Below are 22,290 nucleotides of genomic sequence, written 5' to 3' on the forward strand. Positions count from 1 at the left end.
CCAGAAAAATCACTAATTCTTTCGTTGCTCCAGACGGCGTAAGGCGCGTTCACGACGGCTTTCCTCACGGCTTCTGTCCAGCAGAATCTCTTCGATAAACGCCAGGTGACGGTGGGACGCTTCACGCGCCTCTTCCGGCTTCCCGGCAATAATTGCTTCAAAAATACGGGTACGGTGACTGCTAACCAGTGGCAGCATTTCACGACGCGCATACAGCAATTCGAAGTTTTGCCGAACGTTCTGGGCCAGCATCGGCTCCATACACCTTAGCAAATGGAGCAGCACCACATTATGTGCCGCTTCGGTGACAGCAATTTGATACTGGAGTACTGCATCAGATTCACCGTCAAGATCGCCGGACTGTTGAGCAAGCTCGATCGCATGGTGGAGTTCACGGATACGCGTTTTGTCTTCATCCGTGCTGCGCAGTGCAGCGTAATAAGCTGCAATACCTTCCAGCGCATGGCGCGTCTCAAGCAGGTCAAACTGGGATTCAGGATGGTCGGAGAGCAGCTCTACCAGTGGGTCGCTAAAGCTCTGCCACAGGCTGCTCTGAACAAAAGTGCCACCGCCCTGACGACGAAGCAGTAACCCCTTCGCTTCAAGGCGTTGGATCGCCTCGCGTAAGGAGGGGCGGGAGACGTCGAACTGTTTTGCCAGCTCGCGTTCCGGTGGGAGTTTTTCTCCGGGGCGAAGTGTCCCCTCAAGAATTAAAAACTCCAGCTGCTGCTCAATCACATCGGAGAGTTTTGGTTGGCGGATTTTGCTGTAGGCCATGATTTCCTGTCTTAAGCCATTTGCCCGGAGTCAATTGGTCTTACCAATTTCATGTTCTTGACGCTAAAGTAACAAAGTATTCACCTTCTGTCCATACAGGTTTTGATTGAAATCAGTAAAGGAGGCATATTTTAACAACATTACAGAAATAACGTTTCAAACATGTAACTATGCACAAATGTTAAATTTACCCACCTCGAGGTAGTTTTAACGGAATTGAAACGAAAAATTATCTCATCTGAACCGATTCACCTGCTTATTTATCGATTCTTAAATCACTATTAATGAATAGAAATTCAAAATAGAAATTTTGTGGTAGATAAACTCGCATTTACAAATGGTTTCTTTTTATTCAACTCGTCATCTCCCCCGCATAAAGCAGGTGCATTCGCGCTCGCATATCATTATTCTGATCAAGACAAAAGCATTAAGGCAACATTTCATCAAAAGCATCTGTAAACAAATTAATACAACAAACGGAATTGCAAACTTACACACGCATTGCTGCGTAGTTCAAAAAATAAGTACTCGAAATATGAAGAGTAAAACCACACACGAGGTTTCATGATGGAAAGTCAACAGCATGGCGATCAGCTCAAGCGCGGTCTTAAGAACCGCCATATACAGCTAATCGCGCTGGGTGGCGCGATTGGTACCGGGTTATTCCTCGGTAGCGCATCCGTTATCCAGTCTGCAGGACCGGGTATTATTCTGGGTTACGCTATTGCCGGCTTTATCGCCTTTTTGATTATGCGTCAGTTAGGTGAAATGGTGGTTGAAGAGCCGGTAGCAGGCTCCTTTAGCCACTTTGCTTATAAATACTGGGGCAGTTTCGCGGGTTTCGCCTCTGGCTGGAACTACTGGGTACTGTACGTGCTGGTTGCCATGGCTGAGCTGACTGCAGTCGGTAAATATATCCAGTTCTGGTACCCGGAGATCCCAACCTGGGCCTCTGCTGCAGCCTTCTTCGTGATTATCAACGCCATTAACCTGACCAACGTGAAAGTGTTTGGTGAGATGGAGTTCTGGTTCGCCATTATTAAAGTCATTGCTGTCGTCGCGATGATCATCTTCGGCGGCTGGCTGCTGTTCAGCGGCAACGGCGGGCCGCAGGCCAGCGTCAGCAACCTGTGGAACCAGGGGGGCTTCCTGCCGCATGGTTTCACCGGTCTGGTGATGATGATGGCGATTATCATGTTCTCTTTCGGTGGACTGGAGCTGGTTGGGATCACCGCAGCAGAAGCGGATAACCCGGAGCAAAGCATTCCCAAAGCAACCAACCAGGTTATCTACCGTATCCTGATTTTCTATGTGGGTTCGCTGGCGGTTCTGCTTTCCCTGATGCCGTGGACGCGCGTTACGGCTGATACCAGCCCGTTTGTCCTTATTTTCCACGAACTGGGCGACACGTTTGTTGCTAATGCCCTGAACATCGTGGTGCTGACTGCTGCCCTTTCTGTCTATAACAGCTGTGTGTACTGCAACAGCCGTATGCTGTTCGGTCTGGCACAGCAGGGCAATGCGCCGAAAGCGCTGATGAACGTCGACAAACGCGGCGTGCCGGTAAACACCATTCTGGTTTCCGCACTGGTGACGGCTCTGTGCGTGCTGATCAACTACCTGGCGCCAGAATCTGCCTTTGGCCTGTTGATGGCGCTGGTCGTTTCCGCACTGGTAATCAACTGGGCAATGATTAGCCTTGCGCACATGAAGTTCCGCAAAGCCAAACAGCAGCAGGGTGTTACCACCCGCTTCCCGGCGCTGCTCTATCCGCTGGGTAACTGGGTGTGCCTGATTTTCATGGCTGCAGTACTGGTGATTATGCTGATGACGCCGGGCATGGCGATCTCGGTGTACTTAATCCCGGTATGGATTGCTATTCTTGGCATTGGTTACCTGTTCAAACAGAAAACGGCCGGCACGGTTAAAGCACATTAATTTTTCCTCCCCCACCTGCGCCAGGTGGGGGTTGTTACCTGCCTCACACTTTCCCACTCACGACTGTTTAGTCCATATCAGCGGCGTTATCCTGCAACGCAAAAACACCGGTACCAGACAATAATTCTCTCCATATTTCATTCATGGAGTGCAGTTGATGGAAACCAGTAAGCTCACGGTGAAAGAAAAGATTGGCTATGGAATGGGCGACGCCGGATGCAACATCATCTTTGGCGCCATCATGTTGTTTGTTAACTATTTTTACACAGACATTTTTGGACTCGCGCCTGCACTGGTCGGCGTATTACTGCTCTCAGTACGCGTTATCGATGCCGTTACCGACCCTATAATGGGCGCAATGGCCGACCGCACCCGCAGCAAATATGGTCGATTTCGTCCATGGCTTTTGTGGATGGCTTTCCCGTACGCATTATTCAGCGTACTGATGTTTACCACCCCTGAGTGGACATATAACAGCAAAGTTATCTATGCCTTTGTTACCTATTTCCTGCTCTCAATTACCTATACGGCGATCAATATCCCCTATTGCTCTCTCGGCAGCGTCATCACCAACGATCCGCAAGAACGCGTCGCCTGCCAGTCATATCGCTTTGTATTGGTAGGAATTGCAACTCTGCTGCTCTCCCTTACCCTGCTCCCCATGGCCGACTGGTTCGGCGGGGAAGACAAAGCCAAAGGGTATCAAATGGCGATGGCGGTACTGGCCTTCATCGGCATGTGTATGTTCCTGTTTTGCTTTGCAACCGTCCGTGAACGTGTACGCCCTGCTGTCCAGACCAATGACGATTTAAAAGCCGATCTGAAAGACGTATGGAAGAACGATCAGTGGGTAAAAATCCTGCTGTTAACCCTGTGCAACGTCTGTCCGGGTTTTATTCGCATGGCTGCCACCATGTACTACGTGACCTGGGTTATGCAGCAGAGTACACAATTTGCGACGTTGTTTATCAGCCTTGGCGTTGTAGGCATGATGATCGGCAGCATGTTGGCGAAGGTGTTAACCGATCGCTGGTGCAAACTGAAAGTGTTCTTCTGGACCAATATCATCCTGGCGATTTTCTCCGCCGCGTTTTACTTCTTCGATCCGAAAGCCACCATGATGATTATGGTGCTCTACTTCCTGCTCAACATCCTGCATCAGATCCCATCTCCGCTGCACTGGTCGCTGATGGCGGATGTCGATGACTACGGCGAGTGGAAAACCGGTAAACGCATCACCGGGATCAGCTTCTCCGGCAACCTGTTCTTCCTGAAACTGGGTCTGGCGATTGCCGGAGCGATGGTCGGCTTCCTGCTCTCCTGGTACGGCTACGACGCTGGGGCGAAAACGCAAAGCGACTCCGCCATTAACGGTATTATGCTGCTGTTTACCATCATACCGGGCGCAGGCTACCTGATTACTGCAGGCGTGGTTCGTCTGCTGAAAGTTGACCGCGAGTTTATGCAGCAAATCCAGACAGATTTAGAAAAGCGCCGCGCCAACTACCGTGAACTGAATGAATACCACGATATAAAAACGACTGAAACCGTAAGGAAAGCCTAATGAATCAGTGGCCAAATCCCTTTATTGAACAGCGTGCCGATCCGTTTATCTTACGTGACGGTAGCCACTACTATTTCATTGCTTCAGTACCTGAATATGACCGGCTGGAGATACGCCGGGCCGACTCGCTGGAAGGGTTGCGCACCGCCGCCCCGGTTATCATCTGGCGCAAGCCAGAAAGCGGCCCCATGAGCCAACTCATCTGGGCGCCCGAAATCCATCATCTGGCAGGCAAGTGGTACATCTATTTTGCCGCCACCCACACACAGTCGCTCGACAAGCTGGGGATGTTCCAGCATCGCATGTTTGCGCTCGAATGTGCCGGCACCGATCCGCTGACCGGAAAGTGGACGGAGAAAGGTCAGATTAAAACGCAGTTTGATACCTTTGCGCTCGATGCCACCACCTTTAACCATCAGGGAAAACAGTGGTATCTATGGGCGCAGAAATCGCCCGATATCGCCGGAAACTCCAATATCTATCTCGCAGAACTGGAAAATCCATGGACGATTAAAGGCGAGCCGGTCATGCTAAGCCATCCTGAATATGACTGGGAATGCCGGGGTTTTTGGGTCAACGAAGGTCCTGCCGTCATGGTTCACGGCGACAAGTTGTTTATCAGCTATTCCGCCAGCGCTACTGATGAGAACTACTGTATGGGATTATTGTGGATTGACTTAGACGCAGATCCGCTCAACCCGCAGAACTGGCACAAATCACCGCGCCCGGTCTTTACCACCAGCTATGAAAACCGCCAGTTTGGGCCGGGACACAACAGCTTTACGCAAACGCCAGAAGGTGAAGATGTGCTGGTGTATCACGCGAGAAATTACACCGAAATCGAGGGCGATCCGCTGTACGACCCAAACCGCCACACTCGTCTGAAGCTCGTGCGTTGGGACGAAAACGGCATGCCAGATTTTGGCATCCCGCCTGCTGATACGAACTAAACCGTTGCACTGCCCGGTGGCGCTAACGCTTACCGGGCCTACACGTTTTTCCATTGTAGGCCGGATAAGCGTTAGCGCCATCCGGCACAACGCTATACTAATGCCCCATAAATGGTCAGCAACGCAATAATCACCACCACCACAAATGAGGTCTTCTTCGCCATCGAAACAGCCGCTTTTGGCGTTTCGACTTTATCGGTATGAGGTTCGCGCGCCAGCGAGAACTGCGCCAGACGCGTAAGCACCTGATATTGCGAAGTATGCAGATCAGCAAGCGACGCAAACCAGGCTGGCAACGCCTTCTCGCCGTGTCCCAGCAGCGCATAGACCACGCCCGCCAGACGCACCGGGATCCAGTCCAGCACATGCAGGATCGCATCAATACCCGATTGCAGACGCTGGTGCGGTGTCTGATAGCGCGCCAGCCAGGACTGCCAGGCACGTAAAAAGGCATAACCAACCAGCGTCACAGGTCCCCACGGGCCACCGACAATCAGCCAGAATAACGGCGCCAGGTAAAAGCGAAAGTTGTTCCATAACAGCGCGTTCTGCAGTTCACGCAGGAACTCACGCTCGTCACAGTCCGGCGGAACACCATGGATAAGCGTCAGCTCGCTGGCCATCGCCTCACGAGCGTGAGCGTCATCGCGAGCGGCCGCGTTCAGGTAAGCGTGATAGTGAAGGCGCGCCTTGCCTGCGCCGATGCACAGCAAGCCAATTAAGATCCACGCCACCAGCAACGGAACGTTAAACAGCAGCCCATGAAGTGCGCGCAGTAGCAGAAACGTCACTCCCATCGCAATAAGAGTCATGCCTACCGTACGCATCATCGAGAAATGCTTAATCCGGCGGAAAAAAGCTTCAACCCGGTGATCAAGCTGCCAGTGCTCACCCAGCTTAAACAGGCGTTCAACAATCAACACCAGTAATGTTGTAAACAGCGTCATGTCATCTCCTTGTGCGACGAGGGGGTGACCAGGGCGCGAAACCTTGCCCAGTCAAATGAGGGCCCGGGATCGGTCTTACGCTCGGGCGCAATATTGCAATGTCCTGTCATATTGTTAGCAATAGCCGGATAACGCGTAATCAGGGCATTGGTCACGGCTGCCAGTTGCTGGTACTGCGCGTCGGTATAGGCCAGCGTATCCGTCCCTTCCAGCTCAATACCAATTGAGAAATCATTACAGCGTTCACGGCCCTGATAGCTCGAGACGCCGGCATGCCAGGCGCGTTTATCAAAGGGGACATACTGCACGATTTCACCATCACGGCGAATTAAACAATGGGCCGAAACGCGCAAATGGGCGATTCCGGCAAAATAAGGATGGGCGTTGGGATCAATCGTGCCAGTGAACAGCGCGTCTATCCACGGGCCGCCAAACTCGCCGGGCGGCAGGCTGATATTATGCACCACCAGCAGAGAAGGGTTTTCGTCATCCGGGCGGCAATCGTAATGCGGAGAGGGAACGCGTCGCGCCTCTGCCAGCCAGCCCTCGTCTAACAACATGCAGAATCTCCTTATTGGTGGTGCTCATATCAGGTTCAGGGTAGCATGTTTCCACCTTATGATTCGTTAGCAATTTGGAGTTTTATCATGCCGCCTCGCCGCTATAACCCTGACTACCGACGTGACGCGCTGTTGGAACGCATAAATCTCGATATCCCTGCCGCTGTCGCTCAGGCGCTGCGTGAAGATTTAGGCGGAGAAGTTGATGCCAATAACGATATCACCGCACAGCTTTTACCCGAAGACATGCGCTCCCACGCTACCGTAATTACCCGAGAAGATGGCGTTTTTTGTGGGAAACGTTGGGTGGAAGAGGTCTTTATTCAACTGGCTGGCGATGATGTAAACATCACCTGGCATGTCGAAGATGGCGACAGCATTAAGGCTAATCAGCCACTGTTTGAACTGGACGGCCCTTCCCGCGTGTTACTGACCGGTGAACGTACCGCGCTTAATTTTGTGCAGACGCTTTCAGGTGTAGCAAGCGAGGTGCGTAAATACGTCGACCTGTTAGCTGGGACCAAGACCCAACTGCTGGATACGCGTAAAACCCTGCCAGGACTGCGTACCGCGCTAAAATACGCCGTATTGTGCGGCGGCGGGGCGAATCATCGTTTGGGGCTGTCCGACGCTTTCCTGATTAAAGAAAACCACATTATTGCTTCCGGCTCGGTACGTCAGGCCGTAGAAAAAGCATTCTGGTTGCACCCGGATGTGCCGGTTGAAGTCGAAGTAGAAAGCCTGGATGAGCTGGACGACGCGCTGAAAGCCGGGGCCGACATCATCATGCTCGATAACTTCGAAACCGACCAAATGCGCGAAGCGGTAAAACGCACAAACGGCCAGGCGCGTCTGGAAGTCTCGGGCAATGTCACCCATGAAACGCTGCGCGAATTTGCCGAAACCGGCGTGGATTTCATCTCTGTTGGCGCGCTGACCAAACATGTTCGCGCTCTCGATCTCTCCATGCGTTTTCGCTAATTGCTGATTGTATTGCCCGATGATGCTTCGCTTATCGGGCCTCCTACACAGGTTTATTCTGTAAGCCGGATACGGCATTTACGCCGCCATCCGGCAGTTTCTGCGAGCCTCTTAGCAAATACATTGTCTGATTCTGTAATTTCGTAAAAGTCCTCGGAATCCGCCTTCCCATTCTGTTTTTTGTCTCTCGCCGTCCTCCCGTCGGTTTGCCAAAGTAGCGCCAGCAAACTCAAGGAGTGAACAATGAACAAGCAACGAGGCTTTACGCTTATCGAACTCATGGTGGTGATTGGCATTATTGCCATTCTTAGCGCCATCGGTATTCCGGCATATCAAAACTATCTGCGCAAAGCCGCGCTGACAGACATGCTGCAAACCTTTGTCCCCTATCGCACAGCGGTTGAGCTCTGTGCACTGGAGCATGGAGGAACAGATACCTGCGATGCCGGAACGAATGGTATTCCCACGCCAACAACTACCCGTTACGTCTCAGCCATGAGCATTGAAAAAGGCGTTGTCAGCCTTAGTGGGCAGGAAAGCCTGAACGGGTTAAGCATCACCATGACGCCGGCTTGGGACAATGCCAACGGCATTACCGGCTGGAACCGTAACTGCATCATCCAGAACGACAGCGCATTGCAGCAGGCCTGTGAAGATGTTTTCCGCTTCGATACCCACTAAGGAACAGAGATGAATACCACCCAGCTTACAGCGCTATGCCAACGTTATCAGGGAATATTACTGGATGCAGACAATGAAGTGGTGCATATCGCCGTCGTAGACGCCCCATCACACGAACTGCTGGATGCACTGCATTTTGCCACCACCCGGCGCATCGACATTGTCTGCTGGACACGTCAGCAAATGGAAGGCCACACGCATACACCGCAGAAAATGCTCCCTGCAGTAGTCACAAAAAGCAGCGCCAGCGCAGCAGACTTGCTGAATCAGACGTTTCATTCCGCTCTGGAGAAACGGGCTTCTGATATTCATTTTGAGCCAGCGGAAAATCACTATCGGATCAGATTACGTGTGGATGGAGTACTCCACGCTTTACCGGAAGTCACGACCGAGATGGGCATTGCCATCACCGCGAGGTTAAAAGTATTGGGCAGTCTGGATATTGCCGAGCATCGGCTTCCACAAGACGGACAATTTACCGTTGAGATTTCAGGAGAACCTATCTCGTTTCGCATCGCCACCCTGCCCTGTCGCTACGGCGAAAAAGTCGTGTTGCGGCTACTTCATCAGGTCGAGCAGTCACTGGAGATCGCCGCACTGGGAATGCAAGACGCGCAGCTGGCCGCATTTTCGCAAGCCTTGCAGCAGCCTCAGGGGCTGATTCTGGTTACCGGGCCTACCGGAAGCGGTAAAACGGTCACACTGTACAGTGCGCTGCAAACCCGAAACACGCCAGATGTTAATCTCTGTAGCGTGGAAGATCCGGTAGAGATCCCGATCACAGGCATCAACCAGACGCAAATTCACCCACGCGCCGGTTTGACTTTTCAGGGAGTCTTACGTGCTCTGTTGCGCCAGGATCCCGACATTATCATGGTGGGTGAAATCCGCGATGGAGAAACAGCAGAAATAGCCCTTAAAGCCGCACAAACCGGTCATCTGGTTCTTTCTACGCTGCATACCAATTCCACCAGTGAAACGCTGGTGCGTCTGCAACAAATGGGGGTCGCACGCTGGATGATCGCCTCCGCGCTGACGCTCGTCATTGCACAGCGATTGGTCAGAAAGTTGTGCCCCCATTGCCGACAACGTCAGAGTACGCCTATCACACTCCCGAAAGCTGTCTGGCCTACACCACTACCGAATTGGCAGGCCCCTGGCTGCAAACATTGTTATCACGGATTTTATGGCCGTACGGCATTGTTTGAAGTACTCCCTGTTACTCCGGCATTACGTCAGAGTATTGCCAGTGACGCCCCCGTAGACGGAGTGGAACCTGATGCTCAGCTATCAGGGAGAACGCTTTTCGAGAATGGCTGTCAGGCCGTCGAGCAAGGATTAACGACATTTGAAGAGCTGATTCGTGTACTGGGCATGCCTCATGTCCGCTAAACAGCTTTGGCGCTGGCAAGGCATTAACAACAAAGGTAAATCGCTGGAAGGTACACTATGGGCCGATACCCAACCGTCATTAATGCTGGCTCTTGAGAAACAACAGATTACGCCGCTACGCATTAAGCGTATGCGTGTCAAAACCTCGCACTGGAGCCGTACAAGAAGTGCCGAAACCATACACCAGTTGGCGACATTGCTAAAAGCAGGGTTAACGCTCTCAGCAGGGCTAGCTCTGCTTGCTGAACAGCATCCCAGTAGTCAATGGCAGGCGCTACTGCGTACGCTGGCTTACGATATGGAACAGGGCATTACCCTCTCCACCTCGCTATCACAATGGCAACACGTTTTTCCGCCCCTTTACCAGGCAATGATCCGCACCGGAGAGCTTACGGGTAAGCTGGACGACTGCTGTTTTGAACTCGCCTACCAGCAAAAGAAACAACAGCAACTTGCTGATAAAGTCAAAAAAGCCCTGTGCTATCCGATTATCATCATCACAATGGCGGTGTTGGTCGTATTTGCGATGTTGCAGTTTGTACTCCCTGAGTTTGCCGCCATCTACCAGACATTCAACACCCCGTTACCGGCCCTCACTCAGTGGATTATTACCATCGCACACTATAGCAGCCAATGGGGATGGCTGGCGGTAGCACTTGGCCTGGTAGCGGTTGCGGCACATCATTTGATAAATCAGAAACCGTACTGGCTCGTTCTGCGCCAGAAATTGCTGCTCAGCCTCCCGGTCATAGGGCCGATGGTGAGAGGGCAAAAGCTCACGCAGATCTTCACCGTTCTGGCGTTAACGCAAAATGCGGGTATTCCCTTTTTGCAGGGTCTTGAGAGCGTTACCGAAACGCTGGCTAACCCTTTCTGGTCGCAACGTTTAGCGCTGGTTCAGCACGACATTAGCGCCGGAAAGCCGGTCTGGTTAGCGCTTAAAAATAGCGGTGAATTCAGCCCATTGTGCATACAGCTGGTCCGAACAGGTGAAGCTTCCGGCTCGCTGGATGCAATGCTGCGCAATCTCGCGCATCACCATGGCGAGAAAACCCTGGCTCAAGCTGAGAATTTGGCTGCATTACTTGAGCCTGCGTTGCTGGTCATTACGGGGCTTATCATCGGTACGCTGGTTGTCGCGATGTATTTACCGATTTTCCATTTGGGAGATGCGATGAGCGGAGTGGGTTAAATTCAAATGCCAGATGGCGACGTAACGCCATCCGGCATTTCACAGAACGACCTGTTTTACAGGCTATTGAAAACGCGGTTCTCTTGTTCCTGTACACGAATAAACGTTGTACGTTTGGTCAGCTCTTTCAGACGGGATGCGCCTACATAGGTGCAAGCAGAACGCAAACCGCCGAGAATATCGCGAGCGGTATTATCAACCGGGCCGCGCAGAGGCAGCTTAACGGTTTTACCTTCAGCGGCACGATACTGAGCAACACCACCAACATGGCGGGTCATAGCAGATTCTGAGCTCATACCGTAGAACAGCATGAATTTCTCACCGTTTTCTTCAACAATTTTGCCGCCGCTTTCTTCGTGACCGGCCAACATACCGCCGAGCATAACGAAGTCTGCGCCGCCGCCAAACGCTTTTGCAACGTCACCCGGCATTGTGCAGCCGCCGTCGCTGACAATCATGCCGCCCAGACCGTGGGCTGCATCCGCACATTCAATAACCGCAGAAAGCTGTGGATAGCCAACGCCGGTTTTTACACGCGTGGTGCATACAGAACCCGGGCCTATGCCTACTTTGACAATATCAGCACCGGAGAGCACCAGCTCTTCACACATTTCACCGGTGACTACATTGCCCGCACAAATCGTTTTTGTCGGCCATGCTTCACGCGCTTTCGACACAAACTGAACAAAATGCTCTGAGTAGCCATTTGCCACATCAATGCAGATAAAATTCAGCGCTGGGTTGAGCGCCAAAATCTGTTTGGTTTTTTCGAAGTCTGCGTCAGACGTGCCGGTTGAAACCATTACGTGTTTGAGTACATCGGCAGAAGTCTCTGCGATGAAGGCGGCCCAGTCTTCAACAGAATAGTGTTTGTGCACAGCGGTCAGGATGTCGAAGGATGCCAGCGCCGTTGCCATGGCAAACGTCCCGACAGTGTCCATGTTCGCGGCAATAATAGGTACGCCGGACCAGGTCTGACCTGAATGCTTAAAGGTAAATTGACGTTCCAGCTCAACATCGGAACGGCTTTTGAGAGTAGAACGCTTAGGGCGGATAAGAACGTCTTTGAAACCTAACTTCAGATCTTCTTCGATACGCATGTGCGGATTCCTGGGGTTAATGGCGTAAAATCGAAACTCACAACTCCAGTGACGCTATCATACGCACTAATCAATGCCGCGCAAGACTGCGAAATTCTCTTTTTTTACGCTACAATCCCATAAATTTACCTGGCGAATAGTAGGTTAATCCTGCAACAGCCTCGCCTTCGCACGCTTAACTTTTAACTGTTTGATAATCAAACTTAAACTCCAGGATCGGCATCTATGAGGTATACAGTAGCCTTAACCGGCGGCATTGGCAGTGGTAAAAGCACCGTTGCAAATGCGTTCGCTGACCTCGGAATAAACATCATTGATGCAGATATTATTGCGCGCCAGGTGGTTGAACCCGGCACACCTGCTCTTAAGGCAATCGAAGAACATTTTGGTTCCGAGGTTATCGCCGCAGACGGATCGTTGCAGCGGCGCATTTTACGCGAACGCATTTTTTCCGCCCCAGAGGAGAAAAGCTGGCTGAATGCCCTGCTCCATCCGCTTATTCAGCAGGAAACGCAGCGCCAGTTTCAGCAAGCGACCTCACCTTACCTGTTATGGGTTGTCCCTTTGCTGGTGGAAAATTCGCTGTATAAAAAAGCCGACCGCGTACTCGTGGTGGATGTCACGCCCGAAACCCAGCTCAGACGCACCATGCAGCGTGATGACGTCACACGTGAGCATGTTGAACAAATTCTTGCTGCCCAGGCAACGCGTGAAGCGCGGCTGGCCGTGGCAGACGATGTTATTGATAATAATGGCGCACCGGAAGCCATCGCCTCGGATGTCGCCCGCCTGCACGCGCTCTATTTGCAATGCGCGTCGCAGTTTGTCTCACAGGAAAAACCGTAATGCACACCCAGGTCCTTTTTGAACACCCTCTCAATGAGAAGATGCGTACATGGCTGCGCATTGAATTTTTAATCCAACAGCTCTCCGTTAATTTACCCATTGCTGACCATGCCGGCGCTCTGCATTTTTTCCGCAATATCGGAGATTTACTGGATGTATTTGAACGCGGCGAAGTCCGTACCGAACTCCTCAAAGAACTGGAGCGACAGCAGCGTAAACTCCAGGCCTGGGTCGAAGTTCCCGGCGTCGATCAAAGCAGAATCGACTCTTTGCGCCAGCAGTTAAAAAGTGCAGGCAGCATTCTGATTTCTGCCCCGCGTATTGGACAGACGCTGCGCGAAGATCGTCTGATTGGTCTCGTACGTCAGCGTTTAAGTATTCCTGGCGGGTGCTGCAGTTTCGATCTGCCGACTCTGCATATCTGGTTACACCTGGCGCAATCGTATCGTGACGCGCAGGTTGAAACCTGGCTTGCCAGCCTGAATCCGCTCAATCAAGCGCTGTCGCTGGTGCTGGATTTAATTCGCAACTCAGCGCCGTTTCGTAAGCAAACCAGCCTGAATGGTTTTTATCAGGACAACGGCGAAGATGCAGATCTGCTGCGCTTGCAGCTGCCGCTTGATTCGCAGCTTTATCCGCAAATTTCTGGTCATAAGAGCCGTTTTGCCATCCGCTTTATGCCGCTGGATAGCGAAAATGGTCAGGTGCCTGAGCGCCTCGATTTTGAACTGGCGTGCTGTTAAGGAGTCAACATGTCTGAACAAACCATCGTCAACTGCCCAACCTGCGGCAAGCCTGTAGTATGGGCTGAAGTCAGTCCGTTTCGCCCATTCTGCAGCAAGCGCTGCCAGTTAATCGATCTGGGAGAGTGGGCTGCAGAAGAGAAACGCATCCCAAGCTCAGGCGATCTGTCGGAAAGCGACGACTGGAGTGAGGAGCAGAAGTAATTCTGCTAATACGTAGGGCGGGCAAGCGTAGCACCCCCGCCATAATTTGCCGGATGGCGGTGTTGCCTTATCCGGCCTACGAACACCATTATCCAGTAATCAGCTTTTCAATGACCGGTGCATTCGCCGGCGGGAAATCTTCCGCATTCAGAGCATATTGCGCTATCCACTGCGCCGGTTGCCCCTCTTTTCCCCACGGCTCGCCTTCCCAGCTTTCAACCAGCCAGAACCACAGAGTGATATGCCTGTCCGGAAACTGATACTCCAACTTTTCGAACAATGAACTTTGAGTCGGCGTGATCCCTACTTCTTCCTGTAGCTCGCGAATCAGCGCCTGCTCCGGCGTTTCGCCCGCTTCAATTTTCCCGCCGGGGAACTCCAGCTTATTGGCCATGTGGGCATCAGCCGCACGCTGGGTGATAAAAATTTCATTGTGCTGATTACGAATAATCCCGACGGCGATCTGCAATATTTTCATTTTCATCGTCCATAAAAAAGGCGCAGAAGTCTGCGCCTTTTCAATAAGTTATTTTCTTAGCTCAGACGGCCATGACACTGTTTGTATTTCTTGCCGGAACCGCAAGGACACGGATCGTTACGACCCACTTTACGATCGCCGGTTTGTGCCGCCAGCTCTTCTGCCGCAGCAGAATCATCACCTTTATGGCTCAACTGCTGCATCTGCGCTAAACGCTCAGCTTCTTCGCGACGCTGCTGCTCCATCGCTTCTACTTCTTCAGGCATACGCACCTGAACTTTGCTCAGAGTGCTGATCACTTCGTACTTCAGTGATTCCAGCATTGATGCAAACATAGAGAAGGATTCACGCTTGTATTCCTGCTTCGGATCTTTTTGCGCGTAACCACGCAGGTGGATACCCTGACGCAGGTAATCCATCGCAGCCAGGTGCTCTTTCCACAAAGAGTCGAGCGTTTGCAGCATCACGCCTTTTTCGAAGTGACGCATCATCTCCGCGCCCACAACTTCTTCTTTGCGCTGATAAACTTCTACTGCGTTTGCCAGAATACGTTCGCGCAGCGTTTCTTCGTGCAGCTCAGGTTCTTTATCCAGCCACTCTGAAATCGGCATATCCAGATCGAAGTCGTTTTTCAGACGTTCCTGCAGACCCGGAATATCCCACATTTCTTCCAGAGACTGCGGCGGAATATAGGCATCAATCGTCGCTTTGAATACGTCTTCGCGAATGCTGTTAATGGTTTCGCTAACGTCAGTTACGTCCAGCAGTTCGTTACGCTGGGTGTAGATAGCACGACGCTGGTCGTTGGCAACATCATCATATTCCAGCAACTGCTTACGAATATCGAAGTTGCGGCTTTCCACTTTACGCTGCGCGTTAGCAATTGCTTTGGTCACCCATGGGTGTTCAATGGCTTCACCAGGCTTCATACCCAGTTTACGCATCATGCCGGACACGCGGTCAGAGGCAAAAATACGCATCAGCGCATCTTCCATCGACAAATAGAAACGAGAAGAACCCGCATCCCCCTGACGACCAGAACGACCACGCAGCTGGTTATCGATACGACGAGATTCGTGACGCTCAGTACCGATAATATGCAAACCACCAGCAGCTAATACCGCGTCATGGCGAACCTGCCACTCGGCTTTGATCTGCGCGATTTGTTCCGGAGTTGGGTTTTCCAGCTCGGCAACTTCCGCCTGCCAGCTACCACCCAGCACGATATCGGTACCACGACCCGCCATGTTAGTAGCGATTGTCACGGCAGACGGGTAACCCGCCTGTGCGACGATATCCGCTTCGCTGGCATGGAACTTGGCGTTGAGGACGTTATGTTTGATGCCTGCCTTGGTCAGCTCGTTAGAGACCACTTCAGATTTTTCAATGGAGATAGTACCCACCAGCACCGGCTGGCCATTTGCGGTACGCTCTTTAATATCTTCAATGATCGCCTGAATTTTTTCCGCTTCGGTCATGTACACCAGATCCGGTAAATCCTTACGGATCATCGGACGGTTAGTTGGTACAACTACGGTATCCAGCTTGTAGATGGAGCTAAATTCAAAGGCTTCGGTATCTGCTGTACCGGTCATACCGGCCAGTTTTTCGTACAAACGGAAGTAGTTCTGGAAGGTAATAGATGCCAGCGTCTGGTTCTCGTTCTGGATCTCTACGCCTTCTTTAGCTTCAACAGCCTGGTGCAGACCATCAGACCAGCGACGCCCCTGCATGGTACGGCCGGTGTGTTCATCAACGATGATAACTTCGCCGTCTTTCACGATGTAGTCAACATCGCGGGTAAACAGCACGTGCGCACGCAGTGCGGCAGTCACGTGGTGCATCAGCATAATGTTGCCTGGAGAGTACAGAGACTCGCCCTCATCCATAATGCCTTCGTTAACCAACAACTCTTCAATCAGTACCAGACCACGTTCGGTCAGGTTAACCTGGCGCGCTTTCTCATCAACAGAGAAGTGGCCTTCCCCCTGGAACGTGTCGGAATCTTCCTTCTCCTGACGGATCAGGTGTGGGATGATTTTGTTCACTTTTTTATACATTTCCGAGCTGTCTTCAGCCGGGCCGGAAATGATCAGCGGCGTACGCGCTTCATCGATCAGGATGGAGTCAACTTCATCGACCAGCGCATAGTGCAGTTTACGTTGAACACGTTCTTCCGGACTAAACGCCATGTTGTCGCGCAGGTAGTCAAAGCCGTATTCATTGTTGGTACCGTAAGTAATATCGGCGTTGTAGGCTTCACGCTTGGCTGGCGCTGGCAGGCCAGACATGTTGATACCAACGGTCATGCCGAGGAATTCAAACAGCGGGCGGTTATTTTCGGCATCACGCTGAGCCAGGTAGTCGTTCACGGTAACCACGTGTACGCCCTTTCCGCTTAATGCGTTCAGGTAGGCTGGCAGCGTCGCGGTCAGGGTTTTACCTTCACCAGTACGCATTTCCGCGATGCAGCGATCGTTAAGCACCATACCGCCCAGCAGCTGAACGTCGAAGTGGCGCATACCGAACACGCGTTTACTCGCTTCACGCACCACTGCGAACGCTTCCGGGATCAGGCTCTCAACTCTGGCACCTTTTTCCAGACGGGCGCGGAATTCAGCGGTCTTCGCTTTCAGTTCATCATCGGAGAGTTTTTCCATCTCCGGTTCCATTGCGTTGATGACATTGACCACTTTACGCATACGACGCAGCGTACGCTCGTTACGGCTACCGAATACTTTGGTTAATAATTTGATTAGCATAATAAAATCTCAAACGCCCCGCGATGCGGAGTCAAAAATTATAAGTTGGAAGGTTCTTTTTTAGCTGAGGCGTTGAGGACCAGCGCGGATACCCTGCAGCTGGCTGATCCAGACCGGAACGCTAAACGCGGCCTGAGAAGTAAAGTGGGCGTATGTCACGCGACTTACTGTCGCGGGCGGAGTGCCTTCTTGCGTCAGCATCGCGCTGAGCGTATTCAGTAACGCAAGATGGTGCGCCTGGATTGGCAACGGCTCTTCGGCAACAGGCAACGCCTGAGGCGCCATGGCAAAAGAAAGATGGCGGATAACCGTACGAATGGCATGTTGATGCCAGTAATCGACGGTAAAATTTGGGCGGCGATTAGTCGCTTCCAGCAAAGCAAGCTGGCTAAAGTTAACTTTAGCGGATTGATCGTGATTGCTGGCGGTCGCCTTCGCGGGGGTATTGGGTTCAGCAGCATTACCGAGCGCGGGCAGGCCAAAACTCGCCGCGACCATCCCCAACAGGAGATGCGGCCAGAAGTACCGTCTGCCTAACTGTCGCCAACGCGTCAGTATTCCACTCACGTTTTTGCCACCTGATATACCCTGCGTTTGGGGTTACGAATGCAAAACATTTTTTTTGCGCACGAATCTTATCATTAAAGCGTACGCTCCACAGCAGTAATGACAACCGGCCATGGGTAAATATGCTCAAGAAAGCAGCGATCGCACACTATTTTAACCTAGTGGCAGGGAAATATTTGCGTTGGAAAAGGCTGCGTTAATGAGTACATAAAAAAACGACTGGCTCACCTGGCCGGAGAGAGTGCCAGATTTACCAGTCGAATTTATACGACAGCGTATGTCGTTATGCCAGTACGGTCGAAGGTGCTTTGAACGCCAGAGGCAGTTCTGCATCGTCCTGGAAGGTCACATATTCCCAGGCTTCCTGTTTTGCCAGGACCGCCTGCAACAGTTTGTTATTCAATGCATGACCGGATTTATACGCGGTGAATGCACCAATAATGTTGTGACCACACATGAACAAGTCACCAATCGCGTCGAGCATTTTGTGACGAACGAATTCGTCTTCAAAACGCAGACCGTCTTCGTTCAATACGCGATAATCGTCAACAACGATGGCACAATCGAAGCTGCCGCCCAAGGCCAGGCCACGGGACTGCAGATATTCGATATCACGCATGAAGCCGAAAGTACGCGCACGGCTGATCTGACGCATGAACGCATCTGCAGAGAAGTTCATCGCGTAGCGCTGCGTGCTGGCATCAATCGCCGGATGGTTAAAGTCGATGGTAAAATCCAACGAGAAACCATTAAACGGTTTGAATTCAGCCCACTTATCGCCATCTTCGACACGAACGGTCTCTTTGATGCGAACAAATTTCTTCGCGCTGTTCAGTTCTTCAATACCCGCATCGAGCAGCAGGTATACGAACGGAGCAGCACTACCATCCATGATCGGGATTTCCGGGGCGTTAACTTCAATAACAATGTTATCGATACCTAAGCCCGCCAGAGCAGCATTCAGGTGCTCTACGGTTGAAATCCGCACATCATGCTCATTGACCAGACACGTACAGAGCATGGTATCACGCACAGATTTGGCATCGGCCGGGAAATCTACCGGAGGATTCAAGTCGGTGCGACGATAGATGACCCCGGTGTTGGCCGGCGCAGGGCGTAGCGTCAGCGTGACTTTTTTGCCGGTATGTAAACCGACGCCAGTCGCCTGAACGATACGTTTAAGTGTCCTTTGTTTGATCATCGTATAATCTCGCCAAATTAACTATCCAACCGAAGTGTACTATACATTCGGCGGGCCAGTTTAGCACAAAGAGCGCAGATTCCCAAATTCCAGCTAATTCTTAATCAGCTTGCTTACGCAGGAATGCAGGGATATCCAGATAATCCGGCTCTTTAGTGGTTTGCGGCGTATTGTCGTTAACCACTTTCGCTACCGGCTTCTGTTCTTGCGTCAACGGCGCCATGCCGTGTTGCTGGTAACGATCCATTACCGGCTGCTGTACCTGCTTGTTGGTTACCAGAGTGATTTCAGGACGCTTGTCCATACCAATTCCAGTCGCAACAACGGTCACACGCAGTTCGTCGTTCATATCCGGGTCCAGAGAGGTACCGATTACCACGGTCGCGTTATCCGATGCAAAGGCACGGATGGTGTTACCCACGGTTTCGAACTCATCCAGACGCAGGTCGAAGCCCGCAGTAATGTTGACCAGCACACCGCGTGCGCCGGACAGATCGATGTCTTCCAGCAGCGGAGAAGAGATAGCCATTTCAGCCGCTTCTTCTGCACGGTCTTCACCGCTCGCCACGCCAGAACCCATCATCGCGTAGCCCATTTCGGACATCACGGTGCGCACGTCTGCAAAGTCGACGTTCATCAGACCCGGACGAGTAATCAGTTCAGCGATACCCTGAACTGCGCCTTTCAGTACGTCGTTCGCTGCGCCAAACGCATCCAGCAGGGAGATACCGCGACCCAGTACTTTCAGCAGTTTGTCATTCGGAATAGTAATTAGAGAGTCCACATGTTTGGACAGCTCGGTGATACCCTGCTCCGCGAATGCCATACGCTTCTTGCCTTCAAAGTTGAAAGGCTTAGTCACGACAGCAACGGTCAGAATACCTAAATCTTTTGCTACTTCAGCAACCACTGGCGCTGCACCGGTACCGGTACCGCCGCCCATGCCTGCTGCGATAAACACCATGTCTGCCCCGTCAAGCGCTGCACGCAGAGCTTCACGATCTTCGTCTGCCGCATTACGGCCGACTTCCGGGTTCGCACCCGCGCCCAGACCTTTGGTGATGCCGCTACCAATCTGAATGGTCTGTCCAACCGCCGTTTTACGCAACGCCTGAGCGTCGGTATTCACCGCGAAGAATTCAACACCTTCGATGCGCTCGCGCACCATGTGTTCAACGGCATTACCGCCACCGCCGCCGACGCCGATGACTTTAATCACCGCGTCATTGGTAAGTTCCATAGGTTCAAACATAGTTTCTCTCTCCGTTGTGCCTGTCGCCTGAGACCGTTAATGTGCGTTGGTCTCTTTAAAAATTAAAACTCTTTTCGCAGCCAGCTATTGAGTCGTTTGATCCACGAGCCAACTGATGCCGTTACGCGTTTTTCTACTTCAGCCTCACCACTCAAATGGGATTCTTTTCCGTAGTGAAGCAGCCCCACTGCCGTTGAATAATACGGCTCCTGAGCATAATCCGTCAGACCAGTGATATTCAGCGGCGCGCCGATACGTACTTGCGTATGGAACACGCGCTGTGCGCAGGCCGCAAGACCTTCAATTTGCGCAGCACCACCGGTTAACACAATCCCCGCCGCCAGATGATGTTTCACACCCTGCTGGCGAAGCTGTTCTTGTAATTGCAAAATTTCTTCGTTGACCAGGTTGAGCAGCTCGGTATAACGCGGCTCAATGACTTCTGCCAGGGTCTGACGTTGCAGGCTACGCGGTGGACGACCACCTACGCTTGGCACTTCAACGCTTTCGTCTTTACCCACGATGGACCCCAGCGCACAGCCATGGCGCACTTTAATGGCTTCAGCATCGCTCGGCGGCGTACCAAAGGCATACGCGATATCACTGGTCACTACATTCCCTGCATAAGGGATAACTTTGGTGTGGCGCAACGCCCCGCCAGTATAAACGGCGATGTCCATTGTACCACCACCAATATCCACCACGCAGACACCCAGCTCACGTTCATCTTCCGTCAACACGGAATAACTGGCTGCCAACCCGGCAAAAATCAGTTGGTCAACTTTCAGACCACAACGTTCAACAGCTTTGACAATATTCTTCGCCATGTCGTTGTGGCAGGTAATAAGGTGGACTTTTGCCTGCATACGTACGCCGGAAAGACCTACCGGATTTTTAATGCCTTCCTGGTAGTCAATGGCGTATTCCTGCGGAATAACGTGCAGAACACGATGTTCATCGCGAACGCGTACGGATTTTGCCGTATGTACCACGTTTTCCACATCTTCCTGCGTCACTTCCTCTTCGGAAATGGGCACCATACCAATTTCATTTTGACAGCTAATATGTTTACCGGAAAGTGCCAGATACACCGAGGAAATCTGGCAATCTGCCATCAGTTCAGCCTGGTCAATGGCGCGCTGTACGCACTTCACCACTGACTCAAGGTCATTCACCCCGCCTTTATCCATACCTCGCGATGGGCAACTGCCCACGCCAATGATATTGACCATACCGTCGGGCAGAACTTCCCCTACTAAAGCGGCTACCTTCGCGGTGCCAATCTCCAGTCCAACTACCAGTTTTCTGTCCGTCGCCTTGATCATTGTTGTTCTGCCTGTGCCTGATTCTGTTGCTGATTAGATTCCTCAGGAGGCAAGGGAACCCAGCCTACTGCCGCTCCTGAGTCATAACGCAAATCAACGTAGCTAATCCGTTTGCCATCGGTTTGCGCCTGCTGCTGTAAAACCGGGTAGAGTTCCACAAAGCGAGCCAAACGTTTTATCGTATCGCCCCTGCCCAGATTGAGCTTAATATCGTTATTCAGCGTCAACTGCCAGGAACGACGAGCGGTCATCGCCGCTTCCTTCAGGGTGAATCTATCCTTAGCCAGCACCTGCCCCATATCACGGAACCCTTGCAACACTTCACTTGCGCTGCCTTCCGGTCCGTACAACATAGGTAATACCTGCTTATTGGCCCGACCGGTTGGGACGCTGAACGTATTGCCTTCGGCATCCACCATATGCTGGTCATTCCAACGCGCAATGGGCACATATTCAACCAGATGAATCTTCAATTCATCGGGCCATTGCTTTCTGACGCTCGCCTGTTTAATCCAGGGGAGACGTTCAATTTGACTCTGAATGATGTTCACATCCTGAGTCATAAAGGTTCCCGGAGCGCCCAGAGCCAGAATGGACTGACGAATATCGTCATTGCGCGTGTAATGCCGTTCGCCGGTTAACACCAGCTTTGACAATGGCAACCGCTGCGCATCTTCCATCCACCCCAACACTACCCAGCCGCTGACAAACACGGTGCACAGCACTGTCAGCAGGAACAGTATTCCTGCAAGACGCGTTCCATTATTGCGGCGTGAGGAGTTTACTTCTTCTTCATCACCGTTTCGCGTGTTCAGCGCAGCCTGCGACAT

The 22,290-nt window shown here is 52.0% G+C and carries 21 protein-coding genes; 10 read left to right on the forward strand and 11 right to left on the reverse strand.

From position 1 onward, the window contains the following. Positions 1 to 12 precede the first annotated feature (12 nt). Positions 13 to 777, reverse strand: a complete 765-nt coding sequence (gene pdhR, locus SK34_RS18910; RefSeq protein ID WP_003018699.1) for a pyruvate dehydrogenase complex transcriptional repressor PdhR — start codon at positions 775 to 777, stop codon at positions 13 to 15. 564 nt (positions 778 to 1,341) lie between these two features. Between pdhR and aroP the strand changes: the two genes are divergently transcribed. The 3 genes from aroP (at position 1,342) to SK34_RS18925 (ending at position 5,229) form a co-directional block, all read left to right on the forward strand. Next, positions 1,342 to 2,715, forward strand: coding sequence for an aromatic amino acid transporter AroP (gene aroP / locus SK34_RS18915; protein WP_085951556.1), 1,374 nt, complete (start codon positions 1,342 to 1,344; stop codon positions 2,713 to 2,715). Positions 2,716 to 2,872: 157 nt separating this feature from the next. Further along, entirely contained in the window at positions 2,873 to 4,279 is a 1,407-nt protein-coding gene (locus SK34_RS18920; RefSeq protein ID WP_003845756.1) for a glycoside-pentoside-hexuronide (GPH):cation symporter, read from the forward strand. After that, entirely contained in the window at positions 4,279 to 5,229 is a 951-nt protein-coding gene (locus SK34_RS18925) for a glycoside hydrolase family 43 protein (RefSeq protein ID WP_048233905.1), read from the forward strand. The genes SK34_RS18920 and SK34_RS18925 overlap by 1 nt, the downstream gene beginning before the upstream one ends. Positions 5,230 to 5,321: 92 nt before the next feature. On the opposite strand, the gene ampE is transcribed toward SK34_RS18925, so the two are convergent. Both ampE and ampD read right to left on the reverse strand, forming a co-directional pair. Next, positions 5,322 to 6,176 carry a beta-lactamase regulator AmpE gene (ampE, locus tag SK34_RS18930; protein ID WP_003018711.1) on the reverse strand — a complete coding sequence of 285 codons (855 nt, stop codon included), beginning with the start codon at positions 6,174 to 6,176 and terminating at the stop codon, positions 5,322 to 5,324. Further along, on the reverse strand, positions 6,173 to 6,736 hold the full coding sequence (gene ampD, locus SK34_RS18935; RefSeq protein WP_003018719.1) for a 1,6-anhydro-N-acetylmuramyl-L-alanine amidase AmpD: 564 nt from the start codon (positions 6,734 to 6,736) through the stop codon (positions 6,173 to 6,175). The genes ampE and ampD overlap by 4 nt, the downstream gene beginning before the upstream one ends. Positions 6,737 to 6,823: 87 nt before the next feature. On the opposite strand from ampD, the gene nadC reads away from it, so the two are divergent. The 4 genes from nadC (at position 6,824) to hofC (ending at position 10,982) form a co-directional block, all read left to right on the forward strand. Further along, positions 6,824 to 7,717: a carboxylating nicotinate-nucleotide diphosphorylase gene (gene nadC, locus SK34_RS18940; RefSeq protein WP_003837454.1), complete on the forward strand. Its 894-nt coding sequence runs from the start codon at positions 6,824 to 6,826 to the stop codon at positions 7,715 to 7,717. Between the two features lie 243 nt (positions 7,718 to 7,960). After that, complete coding sequence (gene ppdD, locus SK34_RS18945; protein ID WP_003018724.1) at positions 7,961 to 8,398, forward strand: prepilin peptidase-dependent pilin; 438 nt, start codon at positions 7,961 to 7,963, stop codon at positions 8,396 to 8,398. 9 nt (positions 8,399 to 8,407) lie between these two features. Beyond that, positions 8,408 to 9,790 carry a type II secretion system protein GspE gene (gene gspE / locus SK34_RS18950; protein ID WP_003845750.1) on the forward strand — a complete coding sequence of 461 codons (1,383 nt, stop codon included), beginning with the start codon at positions 8,408 to 8,410 and terminating at the stop codon, positions 9,788 to 9,790. Continuing rightward, complete coding sequence (hofC, locus tag SK34_RS18955; protein ID WP_048233906.1) at positions 9,780 to 10,982, forward strand: protein transport protein HofC; 1,203 nt, start codon at positions 9,780 to 9,782, stop codon at positions 10,980 to 10,982. The genes gspE and hofC overlap by 11 nt, the downstream gene beginning before the upstream one ends. A gap of 56 nt (positions 10,983 to 11,038) precedes the next feature. Here the strand turns inward: hofC and SK34_RS18960 are convergent, their stop codons facing one another. Then, entirely contained in the window at positions 11,039 to 12,082 is a 1,044-nt protein-coding gene (locus SK34_RS18960) for a GMP reductase (RefSeq protein WP_003018732.1), read from the reverse strand. A gap of 225 nt (positions 12,083 to 12,307) precedes the next feature. On the opposite strand from SK34_RS18960, the gene coaE reads away from it, so the two are divergent. Genes coaE through yacG form a run of 3 tightly spaced genes read left to right on the forward strand, consistent with a single transcriptional unit; the run spans position 12,308 to position 13,875 of the window. Continuing rightward, positions 12,308 to 12,928, forward strand: coding sequence for a dephospho-CoA kinase (gene coaE / locus SK34_RS18965; protein WP_003837447.1), 621 nt, complete (start codon positions 12,308 to 12,310; stop codon positions 12,926 to 12,928). Beyond that, positions 12,928 to 13,671, forward strand: coding sequence for a cell division protein ZapD (zapD, locus tag SK34_RS18970; protein WP_003837445.1), 744 nt, complete (start codon positions 12,928 to 12,930; stop codon positions 13,669 to 13,671). The genes coaE and zapD overlap by 1 nt, the downstream gene beginning before the upstream one ends. A gap of 9 nt (positions 13,672 to 13,680) precedes the next feature. Then, on the forward strand, positions 13,681 to 13,875 hold the full coding sequence (gene yacG / locus SK34_RS18975) for a DNA gyrase inhibitor YacG (protein ID WP_003018740.1): 195 nt from the start codon (positions 13,681 to 13,683) through the stop codon (positions 13,873 to 13,875). An 88-nt stretch (positions 13,876 to 13,963) separates the two neighbouring features. Here the strand turns inward: yacG and mutT are convergent, their stop codons facing one another. The 7 genes from mutT to ftsQ form a co-directional block, all read right to left on the reverse strand. Then, on the reverse strand, positions 13,964 to 14,353 hold the full coding sequence (mutT, locus tag SK34_RS18980) for an 8-oxo-dGTP diphosphatase MutT (RefSeq protein ID WP_003837443.1): 390 nt from the start codon (positions 14,351 to 14,353) through the stop codon (positions 13,964 to 13,966). A gap of 56 nt (positions 14,354 to 14,409) precedes the next feature. Next, positions 14,410 to 17,115, reverse strand: coding sequence for a preprotein translocase subunit SecA (secA, locus tag SK34_RS18985; protein WP_048233908.1), 2,706 nt, complete (start codon positions 17,113 to 17,115; stop codon positions 14,410 to 14,412). Positions 17,116 to 17,175: 60 nt separating this feature from the next. After that, entirely contained in the window at positions 17,176 to 17,682 is a 507-nt protein-coding gene (secM, locus tag SK34_RS18990; RefSeq protein WP_003018748.1) for a secA translation cis-regulator SecM, read from the reverse strand. Between the two features lie 283 nt (positions 17,683 to 17,965). Next, complete coding sequence (gene lpxC, locus SK34_RS18995) at positions 17,966 to 18,883, reverse strand: UDP-3-O-acyl-N-acetylglucosamine deacetylase (protein WP_003018750.1); 918 nt, start codon at positions 18,881 to 18,883, stop codon at positions 17,966 to 17,968. 100 nt (positions 18,884 to 18,983) lie between these two features. Further along, positions 18,984 to 20,135: a cell division protein FtsZ gene (gene ftsZ / locus SK34_RS19000; protein ID WP_003018753.1), complete on the reverse strand. Its 1,152-nt coding sequence runs from the start codon at positions 20,133 to 20,135 to the stop codon at positions 18,984 to 18,986. 62 nt (positions 20,136 to 20,197) lie between these two features. Then, a complete protein-coding gene (gene ftsA / locus SK34_RS19005) occupies positions 20,198 to 21,460 on the reverse strand; it encodes a cell division protein FtsA (protein WP_003018755.1) in 1,263 nt (420 codons plus the stop codon). After that, the gene (ftsQ, locus tag SK34_RS19010; RefSeq protein ID WP_003018758.1) at positions 21,457 to 22,290 is read right to left on the reverse strand and encodes a cell division protein FtsQ; all 834 of its coding nucleotides are present in this window, start codon (positions 22,288 to 22,290) and stop codon (positions 21,457 to 21,459) included. The genes ftsA and ftsQ overlap by 4 nt, the downstream gene beginning before the upstream one ends.

This window comes from Citrobacter sp. MGH104 (genome assembly GCF_001034485.1).
Classification (GTDB): domain Bacteria; phylum Pseudomonadota; class Gammaproteobacteria; order Enterobacterales; family Enterobacteriaceae; genus Citrobacter; species Citrobacter freundii.